The 17459-nt window shown below is 69.0% G+C and carries 19 protein-coding genes; 5 read left to right on the top strand and 14 right to left on the bottom strand.

Annotated features, from left to right (window positions below):
* On the bottom strand, window positions 1–721 hold a 721-nt coding region (locus tag ADBZ5U_RS07190), incomplete at its 3' end, for an MMPL family transporter (protein WP_526263861.1).
* 218 nt (window positions 722–939) lie between these two features.
* Here ADBZ5U_RS07190 and ADBZ5U_RS07185 point away from each other — a divergent pair.
* Window positions 940–1071 carry a hypothetical protein gene (locus ADBZ5U_RS07185; protein WP_526263859.1) on the top strand — a complete coding sequence of 44 codons (132 nt, stop codon included), beginning with the start codon at window positions 940–942 and terminating at the stop codon, window positions 1069–1071.
* A 104-nt stretch (window positions 1072–1175) separates the two neighbouring features.
* Here ADBZ5U_RS07185 and ADBZ5U_RS07180 read toward each other — a convergent pair whose 3' ends face one another.
* The 5 genes from ADBZ5U_RS07180 to ADBZ5U_RS07160 are packed head-to-tail and all read right to left on the bottom strand — an operon-like array spanning window position 1176 to window position 5467.
* Entirely contained in the window at window positions 1176–2165 is a 990-nt protein-coding gene (locus ADBZ5U_RS07180; RefSeq protein ID WP_526263857.1) for an NAD(P)H-dependent flavin oxidoreductase, read from the bottom strand.
* A gap of 45 nt (window positions 2166–2210) precedes the next feature.
* A complete protein-coding gene (locus tag ADBZ5U_RS07175) occupies window positions 2211–2987 on the bottom strand; it encodes a 3-hydroxyacyl-CoA dehydrogenase (RefSeq protein WP_526263863.1) in 777 nt (258 codons plus the stop codon).
* A 43-nt stretch (window positions 2988–3030) separates the two neighbouring features.
* Window positions 3031–4122: a CaiB/BaiF CoA transferase family protein gene (locus ADBZ5U_RS07170; protein WP_526263855.1), complete on the bottom strand. Its 1092-nt coding sequence runs from the start codon at window positions 4120–4122 to the stop codon at window positions 3031–3033.
* Between the two features lie 49 nt (window positions 4123–4171).
* The gene (locus ADBZ5U_RS07165; RefSeq protein ID WP_526263853.1) at window positions 4172–4864 is read right to left on the bottom strand and encodes a CPBP family glutamic-type intramembrane protease; all 693 of its coding nucleotides are present in this window, start codon (window positions 4862–4864) and stop codon (window positions 4172–4174) included.
* A gap of 60 nt (window positions 4865–4924) precedes the next feature.
* On the bottom strand, window positions 4925–5467 hold the full coding sequence (locus ADBZ5U_RS07160; protein WP_526263851.1) for a gamma carbonic anhydrase family protein: 543 nt from the start codon (window positions 5465–5467) through the stop codon (window positions 4925–4927).
* 151 nt (window positions 5468–5618) lie between these two features.
* On the opposite strand from ADBZ5U_RS07160, the gene ADBZ5U_RS07155 reads away from it, so the two are divergent.
* Window positions 5619–6614 carry a fasciclin domain-containing protein gene (locus ADBZ5U_RS07155; protein ID WP_526263849.1) on the top strand — a complete coding sequence of 332 codons (996 nt, stop codon included), beginning with the start codon at window positions 5619–5621 and terminating at the stop codon, window positions 6612–6614.
* Window positions 6615–6666: 52 nt separating this feature from the next.
* Here the strand turns inward: ADBZ5U_RS07155 and ADBZ5U_RS07150 are convergent, their stop codons facing one another.
* The 3 genes from ADBZ5U_RS07150 to ADBZ5U_RS07140 form a co-directional block, all read right to left on the bottom strand.
* Window positions 6667–7470 (bottom strand): enoyl-CoA hydratase/isomerase family protein, encoded by an 804-nt coding sequence (locus tag ADBZ5U_RS07150; protein WP_526263847.1) that lies wholly within the window; start codon window positions 7468–7470, stop codon window positions 6667–6669.
* On the bottom strand, window positions 7470–8615 hold the full coding sequence (locus ADBZ5U_RS07145) for a thiolase family protein (protein ID WP_526263845.1): 1146 nt from the start codon (window positions 8613–8615) through the stop codon (window positions 7470–7472). Before ADBZ5U_RS07145 ends, ADBZ5U_RS07150 begins: the two co-directional genes overlap by 1 nt.
* Before the next feature lie 93 nt (window positions 8616–8708).
* Entirely contained in the window at window positions 8709–10373 is a 1665-nt protein-coding gene (locus ADBZ5U_RS07140; protein WP_526263843.1) for a DUF3556 domain-containing protein, read from the bottom strand.
* Window positions 10374–10544: 171 nt separating this feature from the next.
* Here ADBZ5U_RS07140 and ADBZ5U_RS07135 point away from each other — a divergent pair, with 171 nt between their 5' ends.
* A complete protein-coding gene (locus ADBZ5U_RS07135) occupies window positions 10545–11588 on the top strand; it encodes a hypothetical protein (protein ID WP_526263841.1) in 1044 nt (347 codons plus the stop codon).
* Between the two features lie 13 nt (window positions 11589–11601).
* On the opposite strand, the gene ADBZ5U_RS07130 is transcribed toward ADBZ5U_RS07135, so the two are convergent.
* The 4 genes from ADBZ5U_RS07130 to ADBZ5U_RS07115 are packed head-to-tail and all read right to left on the bottom strand — an operon-like array spanning window position 11602 to window position 14682.
* Entirely contained in the window at window positions 11602–12861 is a 1260-nt protein-coding gene (locus ADBZ5U_RS07130; RefSeq protein ID WP_526263839.1) for a WS/DGAT domain-containing protein, read from the bottom strand.
* Window positions 12858–13745 carry an alpha/beta fold hydrolase gene (locus ADBZ5U_RS07125; protein WP_526263837.1) on the bottom strand — a complete coding sequence of 296 codons (888 nt, stop codon included), beginning with the start codon at window positions 13743–13745 and terminating at the stop codon, window positions 12858–12860. The genes ADBZ5U_RS07130 and ADBZ5U_RS07125 overlap by 4 nt, the downstream gene beginning before the upstream one ends.
* The gene (locus ADBZ5U_RS07120; RefSeq protein ID WP_526263835.1) at window positions 13742–14218 is read right to left on the bottom strand and encodes a hypothetical protein; all 477 of its coding nucleotides are present in this window, start codon (window positions 14216–14218) and stop codon (window positions 13742–13744) included. The genes ADBZ5U_RS07125 and ADBZ5U_RS07120 overlap by 4 nt, the downstream gene beginning before the upstream one ends.
* Window positions 14215–14682 carry an Rv1363c family protein gene (locus ADBZ5U_RS07115; protein WP_526263833.1) on the bottom strand — a complete coding sequence of 156 codons (468 nt, stop codon included), beginning with the start codon at window positions 14680–14682 and terminating at the stop codon, window positions 14215–14217. Before ADBZ5U_RS07115 ends, ADBZ5U_RS07120 begins: the two co-directional genes overlap by 4 nt.
* Window positions 14683–14786: 104 nt before the next feature.
* Here ADBZ5U_RS07115 and ADBZ5U_RS07110 point away from each other — a divergent pair, with 104 nt between their 5' ends.
* Window positions 14787–15635, top strand: coding sequence for an alpha/beta fold hydrolase (locus tag ADBZ5U_RS07110; RefSeq protein ID WP_526263831.1), 849 nt, complete (start codon window positions 14787–14789; stop codon window positions 15633–15635).
* 27 nt (window positions 15636–15662) lie between these two features.
* Here the strand turns inward: ADBZ5U_RS07110 and ychF are convergent, their stop codons facing one another.
* Entirely contained in the window at window positions 15663–16742 is a 1080-nt protein-coding gene (gene ychF / locus ADBZ5U_RS07105) for a redox-regulated ATPase YchF (protein ID WP_526263829.1), read from the bottom strand.
* A gap of 102 nt (window positions 16743–16844) precedes the next feature.
* Here ychF and ADBZ5U_RS07100 point away from each other — a divergent pair.
* Window positions 16845–17459: DUF6542 domain-containing protein (locus tag ADBZ5U_RS07100; protein ID WP_526263827.1), on the top strand; the 615-nt coding region annotated here is incomplete at its 3' end.

The following is a 17459-nucleotide window of genomic DNA, read 5'->3' as shown; positions in this document are numbered from 1 at the left end:
GCGCGGTGGTGATGTTGAGCGCGAAGATGGAGACCTCGGTGAAACCGGTGAGCAGTCGCAACACCGCCATGGCGCCGAGCACTGCCATCACGCCGACGACCATCGGCAGCATCGCGGCGACCAGGCCGCCGAACACCCACACCAGCACCAGCAGGCTCAGCGGGATGGCGATGGCCTCCATGCGCACCAGGTCCCGCTTGGTCTGATCGTTGATCTGGCTCATGATCAACGAAGAGCCGCCGGCCTGCACGGTCACACCGTCGCGGTCGCCGACGAGCTGCTCGGCCAATTCGGCCGCGTACCGCTGAGCCTTGTCCTCGCCACCGGCCATCGTGGCGATGATCAGTCCGGTCGCGCGGTCGGTGCTGATCAGTTCGGCGGCCGCCGCCGGCGGGGAGGTCCACGGCGAGGTGACGCCCAGGACGTTGGCCGAGGCGGTCAACCGGCCGGCGATATCGGTCCCCACGGCGGTGGCCGCGCCGCTGTCGGCACCGGCCGGATCCGTGACGGTGATCAGCAACTGCTGGTCGCTCTGCTGGAACTTCCGGCTGAGCAGTTGGGCGGCGCGGGCCGACTCCGAGCCGGGGTCCTGGAATCCGCCGGCCGACAGGTGATTGGCCACCGGAATGCCGAAAACGGCCGTGATGACTGTCAGCAGGGCTGCGACGGCCAGAATCAGCCGTGGCGAGCGAAGAGCCGACCGGGCGATTCCCTGCAGCACGGCCGGGTCCTTTCCTGAAACCACTGGGTTCCTGCAAATCAGCGACGTTCTTGCGAGTCAGCGGCGTTCTTGCGAATCAGCGACTTAATCCGAGTTTGTCTGGGCGAACAAGGCGGGTCAAACCGGACGGGGGTCCCGTTACTCGCCGGTAAGGATTGCCACCATTTTCCGAAACGTGACTCAAAGATTCCTTAATGGTGACCCCTAGGCTCCAACTCATGTGGATCGACGACACCGCGGCCGACGTCATCAACGTCGACTTCGACGCCCTGTATCACGGTGACTTCCTCGTGGAGGGTGACACCTCCGAGCAGTTCGAGGATCTGCCGCCTCTGGCCAACGCCAGCTGACCGGCCTCCGCGACGCCGGCTGAAGCCGCGTCTCCGGTTCGCGCCGTAACAAACCCAAGCTCAGCGCCCGCCTGGTTTGCAGGCGGGCACATTTCGTCCGGGGTCTAGACCGCGGCGCCGGCCCGGACCAGCCCGGCCAGCCGGCCGGTGATGATCTCCTCGGCCTCGCCGACCATCCGGCCGACCAACTCACCGCAGGTCGGGATGTCGTGAATCAGGCCCATGACGGTGCCGGCCGTCCAGATCCCCGCGTCGGGATCTCCGTCTTCGAACACCTTTCGGCCGCGCGATCCGGCCACCAGTTCCATGACGTCGCCGAACTGGCCGCCATTGGCAAGAATCTCCACCACCTCGCGGGAGACCGCGTTGGACGCCACCCGGGCGGTGTTGTGCAGGCTGCGGAAGATCAGTTCGGTGCCCAGTTCGTCGCCGTCGACGATGGCCTGCTTGATGTTCTGGTGGATCGGCGACTCGACCGTGCACATGAACCGGGTGCCCATGTTGACGCCGTCGGCGCCGAGCGCAAGGGCGGCCACCAGGCCGCGGGCGTCACCGAAGCCGCCGGAGGCGATCATCGGGATCTCGATCTCCTTGGCGGCGGCCGGGATCAGGACCAGACCGGGCACGTCATCCTCCCCCGGATGACCGGCGCACTCGAACCCGTCGATGCTGATCCCGTCGACCCCGAGACCCTGGGCCTTGACGGCGTGGCGCACCGAGGTGCACTTGTGCAGCACCTTGATCCCGTTGTCGTGGAACATCGGCAGGTGCGGGGCCGGATTGGATCCGGCCGTCTCGACGATCTTGATACCGGCGTCGACGATGACCCGGCGGTACTCGTCGTAGGGCGGCGGGTTGATGGCCGGCAGGATGGTGAGGTTCACCCCGAACGGCTTGTCGGTCATGTCGCGGGTCCGGTCGATCTCCTTGGCGAGATCGGCCGGGGTGGGCTGGGTCAGTGCGGTCAGGAAACCCAGCGCGCCCGCATTGGCAACGGCGGCAACGAGTTCCGCGCGGCCCACCCACTGCATACCGCCCTGGGCGATCGGGTGCTCGACACCGAAGGTCTCGGTGAACTTGGTCGTGATCGTCATGTCGTCCCTTCCCGTCCGACTGTTCGGTGCTCTTCGCACAAGCTTTCAGCGCGGCGCCATGCGGATGGCGCCATCGAGGCGGATGACCTCGCCGTTGAGCATCGGGTTCCGCACGATGTGCACGGCCAGCGCGCCGTACTCACCGGGGTCGCCCAGCCGCGACGGATGCGGAACCTGCGCACCGAGCGAGGCCTTGGCCGGCTCGGGCAGCCCGGCCAGCAGCGGGGTGTCGAACAGTCCCGGGGCGATGGTCATCACGCGGATCTGCTTGTCGGCGAGGTCCCTGGCGATCGGCAGGGTCATGCCGACCACGCCGCCCTTGGACGCCGAGTAGGCGGCCTGTCCGATCTGCCCGTCGAACGCGGCGACCGAGGCGGTGTTGATGACGACCCCGCGCTCTCCGCCGATCGGGTCGGTCTTGACCATCCGCTCGGCGCCCAGGCGCAACACGTTGAAGGTGCCGACCAGGTTGATGTTGACGATTCGGGCGAACTTGTTCAGCGGGTAGACCCCGGCCTTGCCCAGCACGCGGATGGCGTCGCCGGTGCCGGCGCAGTTGACCACGATGCGGACCGGGCCCATCGACTCGGCCAGGTCGAAGGCCTTGGTCACGGCCTCCTCGTCGGTGACGTCGGCGGCGGCGAAGGCCACCCGGGCACCCCCCGACTCGGCGTTCAGGGCCGTGGCGACGTCCGCGCCATCGGAGGTGGGCAGGTCCAGGATGACGACCTTGGCGCCCTCGTCGAGCAGTGCCTTGGCGGTGGCCAGGCCCAGGCCGGAGGCGCCGCCGGTGACGACGGCGACCGCGTCCTTGATCTCCACGCGCATATTCCTTTCCGAAGGTCTACCTACTGGTTGGTCGGGACTATACCCAGTCGGCCAGGACCGCTGCGGTGTCCTCCCCCGGAGCGCGCGGCCGGGCGGGCTTACCGGGCTGGGTCCTGGAGAACCGCGGCGCCGGCATCGGGAAGATCGAGTCGCCCTCCTTGTAGAAGCTGCCGCGCTCTACGTTGTGCGGTTCGGTCTCGATCTCGGCGAAGGACAGGATCGGGGTGACGCAGGCGTCGCTGTTCCTGAACACCTCGGCCCAGTGGTCGCGATCGTGTTCGAGGAAGGCCTCGGTCAGAACCGCCCGCAACTCCGGGAACCGGGTGATGTCCTGCTGGTGCGGAAGGGAGGCGGGGTCGAGTCGGAGTTTCTCGACGAGCTCGGCGAAGAACTGCGGCTCGATGGAGCCGACCGCGACATGCCGCCCGTCGGCGCACTCGTAGACGTCGTACCAGGGAGCGCCGGTGTCGAGCATGTTGGTGCCACGCACGTCGTTCCACATGCCGGTGTGACGGAAGGCGAACATCATCTGCGCCAGCACCGCCGAGCCGTCGACCATCGCGGCGTCGATCACCTGCCCCTTGCCGGAGTGCTGGCGTTCGTAGAGTGCTGACAGAACGCCGACCAGCAGGAACATCGAGCCGCCGCCGAAGTCGCCGACCAGGTTCAGCGGCGGGACGGGCTTCTCGTTGACCCTGCCGATGGCATGCAGCACGCCGTTGAGGGAGATGTAGTTCATGTCGTGGCCGGCCTGCTGGTTGCGCGGGCCGGTCTGACCCCAGCCGGTCATCCGGGCGTAGATCAGTCGCTCGTTGACCTTGGCGCAGTCCTCCGGGCCCAGGCCGAGCCGTTCGGTGACGCCCGGCCGGAAGCCCTCGATGAGTACGTCTGCCTTTGCGACGAGTTTGAGGACCAGGTCGCGGTCCTGCCCGCTTTTGAGGTCTGCGGTCACCGAGCGACGGCTGCGCAGCAGGAAGTCGTTGCTCGGAGCGGCGCCCGGCCCACCGGCCCTGGGCCGCTCGACGCGGACCACATCGGCGCCGAGATCGCCGAGGATCATCGCCGCGTGCGGGCCGGGCCCGATGCCGGCCAGCTCCACGACACGCAAACCCTCCAGTGGTCCAGCCATGCCTGTACCGCCCTTCTCTGTCGAAGTTGCTTCTCCGGCGGCCGCTGAATCAGAGCCCGAAGATCGGCGGCAACCCCAGGACCATCATCTGTCCCCACACCATGTGTGTCAGCACCGGCGCCAGGACACCGCCGGTGGCGCGCCGTTGGAGGCCGCACACGACTCCCAGGATCAAACCGGCGAAGGCGAGCATCGGATTGCCGGTCGCCAACGTGGCTGCCGCGTACAGCGCGGTGGAGATCGCCACCGGGTAGAACCGCCCGAGCGAGGAGTACAGCGCGCCGCGGAAGAACAACTCCTCGGCGAAGCCGTTGACCAGCGCGATGAGCGCAATCAGCAGCAACGGGCCGTGGTTGGTGTACTCCAGCACCCGGGTGATCCGCTCGGCGATCGCCGGGACGTGGCGGACCACCACCCCGCCCAGCAGGAACACCCCGCCGAGCAGGACGCCCAGGGTGACGCCGGTCACGACGGGACGGGTGGCGCGACCCTGCCAGGCGATGCGACCGAGGTGCAACGGGCCGGACAGCAGCGCGCCGAAGGTCCAGACCGCCGCCAACGTCAGTGTCAGCCAGTAGAAGGACGCCGCCCCCGGCCGCTGGTTCAGCGAGTAGGCCATCAGCAGCGCGCCGGCGACCAGGACCACGCTGACGATCACGCGTCGTCGGCGCACCACGGATGGCCACTCGTCGTGCGGCACGGCCTCGGTTCTGGCCGCCGCGCGGAGCTGGTCGATACGCATCCGTTTCACGGTACGAAAAATCCCCGTCCGAATCGATGACACAAGGCTTACGTCACACCGTCAGGTCCCGTCGCGGTGCAACCCCACCAAGCCTTCGTAGACGACCGCGTTGTGGCGATTGTGGGTCACCTCGGCATCGCTGAGTTCACGCCGCACCCTGCCCGGCACCCCGGCCACCAGCGATCTGGGCGGGATGACCGCCCCCTGGGGGACCAGGGCGCCGGCGGCCACCAGCGAACCCGCGCCGATCACCGCGCCGTTGAGCACGATCGCCCCCATCCCGATCAGGGCCCCGTCCTCGACGGTGCAGCCGTGCAATACCGCGTTGTGGCCGACGCTGACCCCGGCGCCGACCCGAACCGGGAATTCCAGGTCGACATGGATGGTCACCCCGTCCTGGATGTTGGTGCCGACGCCGATCTCGATCGGCTCGGCCTCTGCGCGCAGCGTGGCCGAGTACCAGACGCTGGACCGCGCCGCCAGCCTGACCTCACCGATCAGGGTCGCGTTCTGCGCCACCCAGGCCTCCGGGTCGACCTGCGGCCGGCGACCCAGGATGGCGACGATCGTGGGGCCGGTGCGGTGTTCAGACATGGCGAGCATCGTAAGGCTCGCCACACCGGAGCCACAGCGACCTGCTCTTTTGATCCGAACTCGTCGGTTTGGGTAACGAAACGCCGCACGCTTACGATGCCACAGTCGTTGCGGCTCTCCTGACCAGAGCCGTATGACCAGAACTTCGAGGAGAAGCCTGATGAGCACTCGCACCAAGAGCCTGAGCTTTGCCGCGGCCGTCGCCGCGATGGCCGTTGCCATTCCCACCGCCGTCCAGGCCTACGCCGACCCCACGCCGTCCCCGGAGCCGTCACCTGCTTCCACGCCGGCGTCCGCACCGGCTTCCACGCCGGCGTCCGCACCGGCTTCCACGCCGGCGTCGGACCCGGCCTCCGCGTCCGCATCGGCGTCCGAGCCCGCTTCCGCTTCGGCGTCCGCACCGGCCACACCGGCCACGCCGACCAACATGATCCCGGCGCCGGCGTCCACCAAGGTCCCCGAACCCCAGGGTTCGGCCTGCGGCGCCTACCGCAGCAAGTATCCCGCCGGCAGCCCGGGCTCGATCGAATCCATGGCGCTGCAGACCGGATCGAAGGCCATCGCCAGCAACCCCGACCTCAGCACCTTCAGTGCCGCGATCTCGGGCCAGTTGAACCCGGCAGTCAACATCGTCAACGTCCTCGACGGCGGCCCCTACGTGGTCTTCGCGCCGACCAACGAGGCGTTCGCCAAGCTCGACGCGGCGACGCTCAACACGTTGAAGACCGACCCCGTCGCGCTGCTCCCGACGCTCTTCTACCACATGGTTCTGGGTTACCTCGGGCCCAACGACGTCAAGGGCAAGATGCCGACCCAGGACGGCCGGACGGTCACCGTCGCCGGTAAGGGCGGCGACATCACCGTCAACGACGCCAAGGTCACCTGCGCCTACACCGCGCACGGCGCCTACATCTACATGATCGACACCGTGCTGACGCCGCCGACGCCGGCCGCCGAGGCAGGCGCGTCGACGACTCCGACGACCAGTGGCACGGCGACCACCTCGGCGACCCCGACCACTTCGGCCGCACCGTCGAGCACCGCGTCGGCCACACCGTCCACGGCGTCCCCGACATCCACGGCGTCCCCGGCGTCCACGGCCGCCGAGACCGCGTCGGCCACGCCGACCACGACCACCCCCAAGGCAGCCGCCTGACGACACGTGGGCGCGCCTACCGCGCCTACCGCGCCTACCGCGCCTACCGCGCCTACCGCGCCTTCCATACCGGTGCGCGCTTCTGCGCGAACGCGATGGGCCCCTCCACGGCGTCCTCGGAGGTGAACACCGCGCGCATCTCCCGGTTGGAACGCCGCCAGGCGTCCCTCTCGGAGGTGATGGCCCCCTCGTCGACGCCGAGCGCGACGCGCTTGCTGGCCTGCACGGCCAGCGGCGCGTTGACGGTGATCCGGTCGGCCAGTACCAGCGCGGCATCCAGGGCGGTCCCGTCGGGCACGACCTGGTTGATCAGGCCCCACCGCGCGGCCTCCTCGGCGCTGATCGGGTCGCCGGTGACCAACATCTGCATCGCGACCTTGCGCGGCACCTGTTCGACGATGCGGAACAAGCCGCCGGCGGCGGCGATCAGACCGCGCTTGACCTCCGGCAGTCCGAACTGGGCGCCGGACTGCGCGACCACCAGATCGCTGGCCAGCGCCAGTTCGGTGCCCCCGCCGAGCGCGGTGCCGTTGACCGCGGCGATGACCGGCTTGTCGACGAAGTGCTGGACGTAGCCGGCGAACCCCCACTCCGGGTGGTCGGGGTGAAAGATGTTCTCCCCGCGGGAGATCGCCTTGAGATCCGCCCCGGCGCAGAACGACTTGTCGCCCGAGCCGGTGATCACCACCGCCCGGATCTCCGGGTCGTCCTGGGCAAGCTGCAGCGCGTCGCCGACGCCGACGCTGACCGCCTGGTTGACCGCGTTACGGGCCTCCGGCCGGTTGATGGTGACGATCAGGGTGTTGCCCCGGCGCTCGGTCAGGACAGCGGGAGACTCGGCGTCCGGCACTGCCATTACAGGAGTTCCAGGATCGTCGCGTTGGCCTGACCGCCGCCTTCGCACATGGTCTGCAGGCCGTAACGAATGTTGTTGTCCCGCATGTGATACAGCATGGTGGTCATGATCCGGGCTCCGGATCCGCCGAGCGGGTGACCAAGCGCGATCGCACCGCCGTTGGGGTTGAGTTTCCTCTCGTCGGCCCCGATCTCCTTGAGCCAGGCCATCGGGACGGGCGCGAAGGCCTCGTTGACCTCGAAGACGCCGATGTCGGACAGGCTCAGGCCGGAGCGCTTCAGGGCCTTCTGGGTGGCCGGGATCGGAGCCGACAGCATCATCACCGGGTCGGCACCGGCCAGCACGGCGGTGTGCACCCGGGCGATCGGCTTGAGCCCCAATGACTTCGCCTTCTCCGCCGACATGAACAGCAACGCACCGGAGCCGTCGGAGATCTGCGAGGAGTTGCCGGCGTGGATCACCCCGTCCTCGGAGAAGGCCGGCTTGAGCTGGGCCATCTTCTCCAGCGTGGTACCCAGACGGATTCCCTCGTCCTTGTTCATCAGGTTGCCCTCGGCATCCTTGACGGCCACGATCTGGTCGTCGAAGGCGCCGGAGGACTGTGCGGCGCCGGCTTTCTCATGCGAGTCCAGTGAGAACTGATCGAGATCGGTCCGGCTCAGATCCCACTTCGCCGCCATCATCTCCGCGCCGAGCCCCTGGTTGGGGGTGCGGTCGTAGCGGGCCTTGAAGTTGGCCGGGTAGGGGTTACCGCCGCCGGCCAGCGAGGCGCCCATCGGGGTCCGTGACATCGACTCCACACCACCGGCGATGACGGCGTCGTAGTGACCGGCTACCACGCCGGCGGCAGCGAAGTGCACCGACTGCTGGCTCGACCCGCACTGGCGGTCCACCGTGACGCCGGGGATGGTCTCCGGCCAGCCTGCCGTGAGCACCGCGGTGCGGGCGATGTCGAGGGCCTGCTCGCCGGCCTGCATGACACAACCCCAGATCACGTCGTCGACGACTTCCGGATCGATGCCGGCGCGCTGAGCCAGTCCGTTGAGCACCTGGGCGGATAATTCCGCCGGGTGCACACCGGACAAACCGCCGTTGCGCTTGCCGACCGCCGAGCGCACCGCCTCGACGATTACCGCTTCCGCCATCGACTTCTCCTCAGCTTCTCGGATAGGGCTTCCCGGTTGGGGCTTCCCGGTTGGGATTTCGCCCTCGATTCTGACAACCAACCAACCGTTTGGTCAACGGGGGTCGGGGTGGACCGGCACGTCGTCGTCCCACGGCTGACGCACCACCATGTCGGCCACCGCGACGTAGCCGCTCTCGAACTCCCCGGTCGCGGCGTCGACCAACCGGTAACGCTGGGTCCGGCGGTGGATGGGCTGGGCGTCGAGCAGCACCACCCGCACCTCGCCGGGAACGAATCCGCAGCGGCGCTGCAGTGCGGCGATCAGTTGCTCGTTGTGCAGGTGGCCGTCGCCGAAGTTCCAGCCGATGGCCATACTGCAGATCCGTTCGCCGTCGGTGACGGAGTAGTCGTCTTCGCTGCGTCCGGCCATCGCCCGGTGCGCCAGGGTGAACAGCGCCTTGCCGTGGGTGTTGAAGCCGCGGAACGCGTAACCCATGTAGATGGGAATCTGGGCGGCTTCCTTGCTGCCGTAGAACTTCTCCAGTTGGGCGGCGGGCATGTTGGCGATCGCGACGATGCCACGCTGGATCTTGGCCTCCGCCGAGGGCGTGACGCACCACAGCGTGGTGTCCCAGTTGCCGGCGTAGTAGCGCATGCCCGGCAGGAATGAAATCCTCTGCGGCATCAGGTTTCCCGCGATGACGATGCCGGCCATGACGGCGAACAGGATTACCGGGAGCGGATTGGTCATGTCGGCCAGGCCGACGTCGGCGTGGCCGACGAACAGGAACAGCACGCAGAAGATCATGAAGACGTTCCATTCCAGCGGCACACCCATCGGGATGGCCGAGAGGATGCCGAGGTGGAACACCACCATGACGAGGGCCGCGACGGCGGTGGCCCGGCCGCCGTGGGAGAAGAACAGCACCAGTGGCACCAGTCCCTCGACGGCGGTGCTGACGTGGGCCACGCCACGGGACAGCCGGCCCGGTCGCAGGTCGTCCGGGAAGCGCTCGAAGAAGGCGCGTTTGAGCGCACGCGGACGCACCACCGGACTGTTGGACATCATCGTGGAGATCACGAACGGGAAGTGCCTGGTCAGCTTGGAGGAAGCCGCTCCCATCCAGATCACCAGACAGGCCAGTTTGGCGGCGACGATCGCGTTGGCGCCGCCGAACAGGAACGCCGCCACGAACGGGGCGTACACCTCGCCGCGGGCGGCCAGGAAGATGACCTTGTCGCGCAGACCGGTCAGTGCAAGCAGTGCCAGCACCGACCAGGACTGCCAGGCCGGCAGCAGACCGGACTCGGCGGGACCGGACACCAGCGTCACGGCGAGCACCGCCAGCAGCACCGCGTAGAGAATGACGTCGAGACGTTCGCGGTTGTCACCCCGGGTGAGCGGAACCCGGTCCGGCCACGGTGGGAGCCGAATGGTGTTGGGCCGCAACCAGTACAGGATCGAGCCCATAGGCGGGTAGAAGCGATTGTTCAGCGGGCCGAATCCGCAGCCCAGCCCGATGACCTCGAACAGGATGGTGTAGAGGACGACTTTCTGGAACACGATCGGCTCGGTCCACGAATGGCCGGCGGTGATCAGCGCCGCCACGCCCACGTAGGCCAGGATCTTGGCGACGTAGAACAGGTGCAGTGCCACCGGTGTGCCGAAGCCCACCTCGGCCCAGTGCACCGCCATCGGCCGGATCCTCTGCGAGCGGGTGCCCTTGCTCCACCCGGCGAAGTCGATGACGGGTATTTCCTGCTTGAGAAAACCCATCCCCCTTTCCTATCCGCTGAGACCGACGTTGTGGCGGGATTCACTCGCACTTAGGCGCCCAAATGAACGTCTGGGCGAAGGGGGGTGGTGCGGGACGCGATCGACGTCGCGGTAAATTGCCCGCAGACCGAAGCCGTCTGAACGAAACTCCCCCCAACGTTAGGAATCACCATGCAGCGATCTAGCGCCCTCGCCGGTGCACTGCTCACCGTTGGACTGGCGGCGGCCGGCGTCGTTTCCCCGGCTACGTCGAACGCGACCTGCGCGTCGTTCTCGGGGATCAACATCGGTTCCGGATGCACCAGTTCGCTGTTCGGCCTCGCCATCGGCCTGGGCGACGGTGCGATCGCCCGGGCAGGGCTGTTCGGTGCGGCGTTCTCCTTCGGGACGGACGCGGAGGCGAGTTCGGGCGGGGCGTTGGACCTCACCGTCGCCGCCGGCCAGACCGCGTTCGCCCAGACCCTGGGCGGCTTCCTCAACGCTGCGGTCGCACTCGGCAGCAGCACCGACGGCACCGACTACGCCCAGGCCGACGCCGGCGACCCCAAGGGCGGTTTCGCCAACCTCGCCGTGACCCTGGCAAAGGATTCCTACGCGTACGCCGGCGGCTTCTACGTCTACCCGGACGTGTCCACCGAGGACATGCTCGGCGCGGGGAACATCGCGGTGAACCTCGGCGTGGGCAACGACATCGAGGCCATCGGCTTCCTCAACGGCGCACTCGGCGTGGGCGGGGCGGAGGGGTACATCAACAACCTCGTCGTGGCCAGCGGGGTGTTCAACAGCGCCAGCAGCGTCTTCGGCGACGTGAACACCGTCACTGCCGGAAACGTGCCGACCGCGTTTGCCAACTCGGCGTTCAGTTTCGCCGGCAGCAACAACACCGTCGACGCCGGACCCGGCCCGCTGACCCTCGCCGGGGCGCTGTTCGCGTCCGGGGCAAGCGTCACCAAGGCCACACCGGGTTTCAACATCAATGGGGTCAAGGTGCCTGACACCGCGACCTCGGTGCCGGCTCCGAGCGGTGCGGCCGTCGCCGAGGTGGCCCCCGAGCCCGAGCCCTCCGAGCCCGACGCCGACGCGGTAGCCGTCCGCGGCGCTGTCACAGGCCGCAGGGCCGACGATTCGGCTCCCGCCCGCGCAGCGGCCGCTCCGCACGGTAAGCGCGCGGCGTCAGCGCCGTCGGCGAGGTCTGCCGCCGCATCCAGGCGGTAGGACCACAGGGGCGTCACCTCTGCGGTGGACAGCCGAGCGCGTCCGCCAGCCGGTCGAGGTACTCCTCGACGTCGACGACGGTGGGGTCGGCGCGAACGCTGACGGCCACCACCTCGCCGATCCCATGCACGCCGTGAGTGAGACTCATCATCGGCGAGAGCGCCGGGTAGCCCGCCGTGAGAGCCACCGGACACCCGCCGAAGGTGAGATCGGCGGGCCCGCGGTAGACGCTGGAGACGACGGTGTTCCCCGAGACCGTCGTTGACGTGGCGGCCGGATCGAATCGCCCTGTCCCCCAACGCAGAACCGGGGCCGGCACTGCGGCGAAGGCTGCTGCCGAGGCCCGTGCTGCCGGGTGCTCGGCGCGACGACGTGCGGCGTCCAGGTCGGCGGCGATCCGCGCCGCGCGGCCCCGACTGTCCAGTTCAGGGTGCAGGCCGACGCCGGCATTGCGGAAGTTGTTGCGCGCCGGCAGGCCAGACCCCTCGGGCGTCGACGGGCCGGCGATCGGGACTTCGGCGCCGAGTCGGCTGATGTCCTCCCCGCGGTCGGCGAGATACCCGCCCAGCGCCTCGGCGACGGCCGAGAGCGCGGCTACCGTCACCGTCGGGCGGTGCAGTCGGGACCGGTCGACCACCAACGTACGCAGCACCTGCCTCCCCGCCGGTCGGGCGTTGACACTGCGCGCCGGGCGCGGGGCAGGCGGCGGCACCAGCGCGCCGGCCTCGATGTCGCGCAACATGTCCCGGTGCGCCCGCGCCGCCGCAATCCCCCGCCGGAGCAGGTGGCCGCGGTCGGCGGTGACCGGCGGCAGTGGGCCGGGCCGGCCCAGCAGAGCGGCGGCCAGTGCCGCCGAACGGCTCCCGTCGCCCAGCGCATGGGAGATCTGCACGACCACGACAGCCGGCCGGAAGACGTGGACTCGCCAGGCCATCCGAGTCGCGTCCAATCCGCCGATCGCGGCCACCGCGCCCAGGCAGGCACGCCAGCCACCGCTCGGGTACGGCTCGGCCTCGTGGACCACGAACTGCGCGGGGTCCACCTGACCGCGCACCCAGCGCGGATAGCGCCACACCCTGTCGTCACGGACTCGCAGGCCCAGGTCGTCGCAGCCCTCGGCGTTTCGCCGCACCTCGTCCAGCGCGGCGGCGAGATCGGGTTCGCCGTCGAAGACGTAGACCAGCATCTGGTCATTGGGCACCTTCGCCGACAGCCACAGGAACTGGGCGTCGGCGGCCGCGAGCCGCGGCGCACGCGCCCATCCCGGGCTCACGCGCCGAGGAACCCGACGATCCGCCGGCCCACCTCATCCGGCCGCTCGAGTTGCAGGAAGTGGCCGGCGCCGTCGACGACGGCCACCGCACTGCCCGCCGGCAGGGCCGGCCGGACAAACCGCGTGAAATCCGCTGTCATGCAGCCGTCGTCGGCCCCGTGCAGGTACAACGTAGGAATCCGCGGCGCCCGTGTCCACCACCGGTGCAGATCGGCGTATCGCGCCGGTGGCCGGTCATTGCGGATGGTCGCCCGGTAGGGGCCCAGCGCGGCGCGCCAGCGGTCAGCGGTCCCGATCGCGGCGTCGACATGGCGCAGATCCTCGTCCGGGCCGTAACCCGGTGACCACCGGCGCCACAACAGCGGCACGATCCAGCGACCGGACCGCTCCGGGGCCAGGGGCAACTGGAAATAACTGATGTACCAACTGCGCAGGAGTTGGCGTGGCAGCAGGCGCAGCACTCCCGCACGCCGTTTCCGGAGGGTCGCCGCCGGCGGCACCGACATCACCACCGCCTTGCGAAAGGGACTGTCCGGCAGCGCCGCCAGACCCGTCGCGGCGATGGCTCCCCAGTCGTGACCGATGACCACGTCGGACTCGGTCGGGTTGCTCGCCGCCCGCACCCGCAAGGCGTCGTCCATCAGCGCCCCGAGATGATAGGCGCGGTCCGACGGCCGCGACGAAGGCGCGTAGCCGCGCATGAACGGGGCGATCACCCGGTAGCCGTCGTCCACCAGATGCCCGGCGATCTTGCGGAATCCGTATGCGGTATCGGGAAAACCGTGCAGGCACAAGGCGATTGGGCCATCTTCGGGCCCCCAGGCCAGAGCGCGCAGACGCACCGTCGGCGCGGCGACGTCGATCCGCCGTGGCTCGGTCGTCATCCGAGCACCTCCTGATCGAAGCCGGAGATCATCCACCTGCCGTCGACTTTGTCCATGGTGACCCTGACGCTGCTTTTGGTATGGGCGGGCGGCGCGGCGCCGACCGTCAGGGTCTGGTCGACGTAGGCGAGTACGACCGCGCGCCCGGCGGAGGCCGACACCACCGCCGCCGCCGGCACCTTCGCCGACGCCGCGACGCCCTTGCGGGTCGCATCGGGCACAACCACCGTCGTGATCAGCTGCATGTAGTCCTCGAGGAACTTCCCGGCGAGCCGGTCACGGGCGGCGGAGGTGAGATCCTGCTCGGCCGTCCCGGGCTGGTAGCTCAGGATCGCCGGGATGGAGTCGCGTGCGACGCTCAGGGCCGCTGCCCCCGCCTGCCCGGCGCTCCGCCGCGTCGTGGCGTCCCAGAACAGCAGGGCGCTGACGACGAGGAGGATCGCGGCGGCCAGGGCCGTCGGCAGCCGCCTCACGGAACGAATTCCACTGCGGCGACTTTGAATCGGCCGCCGTCGCTGCTGACAGTCACCCGGGTGCGCCAGAGCTTGGGTTGCCGTTCGGGCTCCCCGCGGTTGGAGGTCATGACGGTCAGCGCCACCAGTACCCGGCCCTGATCGCCGTCGACGGATTCCACCGCGGCCTCGGTGACCGTTCCGACCGATTTCGACTGCGTCCTGCGGGCGGCATCCTTGAAAGACTCCGCGCGGCTGGCGAAGTCGTCCCGCAATCCCCCCGTCGAGGTGTCCAGGACGCGCTGGACGTCGGCGTCCACCTGCCGATGGTCGATATTGGTCAGGGCCAGCGCCCCGTCGCGGCCGGCCGCCAGAACGTGCTCGCGCACGCTCTCGGCGCGGCGGACCGCGATGTCGCGCCAGCCCAGCCAGCCGGTGAGCACGGCCAGGATCGCCAAACCGGCGATCGCGGCGCGGGTCGTCATCGCGGCTCCTCAGCGGCCATGCGGGCTGATCGCCCACTGGGTAGTCACGGTACCGGTGGGCGACCCCGGTAACGTACTCCGCACACCCGCGAGAGGAGTCGCAGTTGAGCTCTGCCCTGCAGACGTTCCGCGGGGACGGGGGGCTGGGACTGGTCGGCGACGAGTGGAACCCGGATGCGGGCCGAAACTCCGGGCACCCGACGATGCTGATGCTGCACGGCGGGGGCCAGAACCGGTTCTCCTGGAAGGACACCGGGCAGACCCTGGCCGACCGGGGCCTGCACGTGATCGCCCTCGACGCGCGGGGCCACGGCGACAGCGATCGCGCGCCGGACGGTCAGTACAGCGTCGACGCACTGGCGCGCGACATCGCCGAGGTGCTCGAGCAGATCGGCCGTCCGGTGGTGATCGTCGGCGCGAGCATGGGCGGTCTGACCGGGATCCTGGCGGCCCGCCGGGCGGGCCCGCAGCGGGTCACCGGACTTGTGCTGGTGGACGTGGTGCCGCGGTTCGAGCACGAGGGCACCGAACGCATCCGGGACTTCATGACCCGCCACGTGCACGGTTTCGAGACCCTCGAGCAGGCCGCCGACGCGATCGCCGCCTATCTTCCGCACCGGCGCCGTCCGCGCAACCTCGAGGGGCTGCGCAAGAACCTCCGTCACCACCAGGGGCGCTGGCACTGGCACTGGGATCCGGCTTTCGTGACCGCCAACGGCGGGGACCCGTTCGCGAACATCGACGAACTCGAACGGGCCGCAATGGAGTTGACGATTCCGATCCTGCTGATCCGCGGCAGGCTCTCCGATGTGGTCAGCCCCGAAGGGGTCGAGGACTTCCTTGCCAAGGTGCCGCACGCCCGGTTCGTTGAACTGTCCGAAGCCGGGCACACCGCCGCCGGTGACGACAACGACGCCTTCACCGACGCGGTCGTCGGATTCGTCAGCCCCTGAAGAACCGGCGCGGCTTCAGGCAGGGCTTCAGACGTTGAACCGGAACTCGACCACGTCGCCGTCCTGCATGACGTAGTCCTTGCCCTCGATGCGGACCTTGCCCGCGGCCTTGGCCGCCGCCATCGAGCCTGCGGCCACCAGGTCCGCGAACGACACCACCTCGGCCTTGATGAACCCCTTCTCGAAATCGGTGTGGATCACTCCCGCCGCCTTGGGCGCGGTGTCGCCCTGGTGGATCACCCAGGCCCGGGCCTCCTTCGGGCCGGCGGTCAGATACGTCTGCAGCTTCAGGGTGTGAAAACCGGCGCGCGCCAGCGCATCGAGGCCGCGCTCGTGTTGTCCGATCGACTCCAGCAGTTCGGCCGCCGACTCGTCGTCGAGTTCCTGGAGTTCGGCCTCGATCTTGGCGTCCAGGAAAACCGCGTCGGCCGGAGCCACCAGCGCGCGTAACTCGGCGATCCTGGCCTCGTCGCCCAACACCGATTCGTCGGCGTTGAAGACATAGAGGAAGGGCTTGGGCGTCAACAGGTTCAGCTCGCGCAGCAGCGCGGTGTCCACCTTCGGTCCCGCCGCGAACAGCGTGGTGCCCGCATCGAGCACAGCCTGCGCGGCGACCGCCGCCTCGTGGACGGGCTTGCGCTCCTTGTTGTTTCGGGCTTCCTTCTCCAGACGGGGGAGCGCCTTCTCCAAGGTCTGCATGTCGGCCAGGATCAGTTCGGTCTCGATGACCTCGATGTCGGACCCGGGGTCCACCTTGCCGTCGACATGGACGACATCGTCGTCGTCGAACACCCGGACCACCTGGCAGATCGCGTCGCACTCCCGGATGTTGGCCAGAAACTTGTTGCCCAGCCCGGCCCCCTCCGAAGCGCCTTTGACGATGCCGGCGATGTCGACGAAGGTGACCGGCGCGGGCAGGATCCGCTCGGAGCCGAACATCTCCGCCAGTTCGGCCAGTCGCGGGTCCGGCAGCGGGACGACACCTTCGTTGGGTTCGATGGTGGCGAACGGGTAGTTCGCCGCCAGGACATTGTTGCGGGTCAGTGCGTTGAACAACGTCGACTTTCCGACGTTGGGCAGACCCACGATTCCCAGACTCAGGCTCACAGGGTCACAAGTCTAGAAGGACAGCCGGCTCGGCATTTTTCCGTCGGGCACGCCAGCGCACGCTGCCAGGTCCGGCAGGGGGGGAACCGGTACGGTCTAGGGGTGCCAGATCAGCGCAGGGCCGTGGCCGGAGTGCGCCCCAAACTCGCCGCCACCGGGGTTTCATGGTGGGTTGCGGTGCTGATCGCGGTCACCGCCACCATGATCGGGCTGGGCATCGAGGCCGGCCTGGGACACCAGGAACTCGGCGGCGTGTTCGCCACCTGCTACGCCGTGGGATGTGTCGCCGCGGTGCTGGCGGTGCGCCGTGCGGGCATCTTCACCGCGGTCATCCAGCCTCCTTTGCTGTTGTTCGTCGCCGTGCCGCTGGGTTACTACCTGTTCCACGAATCGTCCTTCCGCGGCCTCAAGGAAATCCTCATCACCTGCGGTTATCCGCTGATCGAGCGTTTTCCGCTGATGTTGTTCACCTCGGCGGCGGTGCTGCTGATCGGTCTGGTGCGCTGGTATGCGGCGATGTCGGGCCCCAGCCGCCCCCGGGCCGCGATCGCCGAGGATGAGCAGCGGCCCGGGTGGCTGGCCGGGCTGTCGACCAAGCTGGCATCGGCCTTCGCCGGCAACGGTTCGGTCGACGAGCGGGCCGGCGCCCGCCCGGCCCGCCCCCGGCACGCCGACCGCCCGGCCGCCACCCGCGGTCGCCGCCCGAGCGAACGGCCG

The organism is Mycobacterium sp. (genome assembly GCF_040398885.1).
Taxonomy (GTDB): Bacteria; Actinomycetota; Actinomycetes; order Mycobacteriales; family Mycobacteriaceae; genus Mycobacterium.
The sequence above is the reverse complement of the archived record's forward strand: the minus strand, read 5'-3'. Positions and strand labels throughout refer to the sequence as shown.

Excerpts from the sequence above, each read along its gene's own strand:
- ADBZ5U_RS07185 (WP_526263859.1), top strand. The coding sequence starts at position 940 with ATGTGGATCGACGACACCGCGGCCGACGTCATCAACGTCGACTTCGAC.
- ADBZ5U_RS07180 (WP_526263857.1), bottom strand. The coding sequence starts at position 2,165 with ATGACGATCACGACCAAGTTCACCGAGACCTTCGGTGTCGAGCACCCG.
- ADBZ5U_RS07170 (WP_526263855.1), bottom strand. The coding sequence starts at position 4,122 with ATGGCTGGACCACTGGAGGGTTTGCGTGTCGTGGAGCTGGCCGGCATC.
- ADBZ5U_RS07165 (WP_526263853.1), bottom strand. The coding sequence starts at position 4,864 with ATGCGTATCGACCAGCTCCGCGCGGCGGCCAGAACCGAGGCCGTGCCG.
- ADBZ5U_RS07160 (WP_526263851.1), bottom strand. The coding sequence starts at position 5,467 with ATGCTCGCCATGTCTGAACACCGCACCGGCCCCACGATCGTCGCCATC.
- ADBZ5U_RS07155 (WP_526263849.1), top strand. The coding sequence starts at position 5,619 with ATGAGCACTCGCACCAAGAGCCTGAGCTTTGCCGCGGCCGTCGCCGCG.
- ADBZ5U_RS07150 (WP_526263847.1), bottom strand. The coding sequence starts at position 7,470 with ATGGCAGTGCCGGACGCCGAGTCTCCCGCTGTCCTGACCGAGCGCCGG.
- ADBZ5U_RS07145 (WP_526263845.1), bottom strand. The coding sequence starts at position 8,615 with ATGGCGGAAGCGGTAATCGTCGAGGCGGTGCGCTCGGCGGTCGGCAAG.
- ADBZ5U_RS07140 (WP_526263843.1), bottom strand. The coding sequence starts at position 10,373 with ATGGGTTTTCTCAAGCAGGAAATACCCGTCATCGACTTCGCCGGGTGG.
- ADBZ5U_RS07135 (WP_526263841.1), top strand. The coding sequence starts at position 10,545 with ATGCAGCGATCTAGCGCCCTCGCCGGTGCACTGCTCACCGTTGGACTG.
- ADBZ5U_RS07125 (WP_526263837.1), bottom strand. The coding sequence starts at position 13,745 with ATGACGACCGAGCCACGGCGGATCGACGTCGCCGCGCCGACGGTGCGT.
- ADBZ5U_RS07115 (WP_526263833.1), bottom strand. The coding sequence starts at position 14,682 with ATGACGACCCGCGCCGCGATCGCCGGTTTGGCGATCCTGGCCGTGCTC.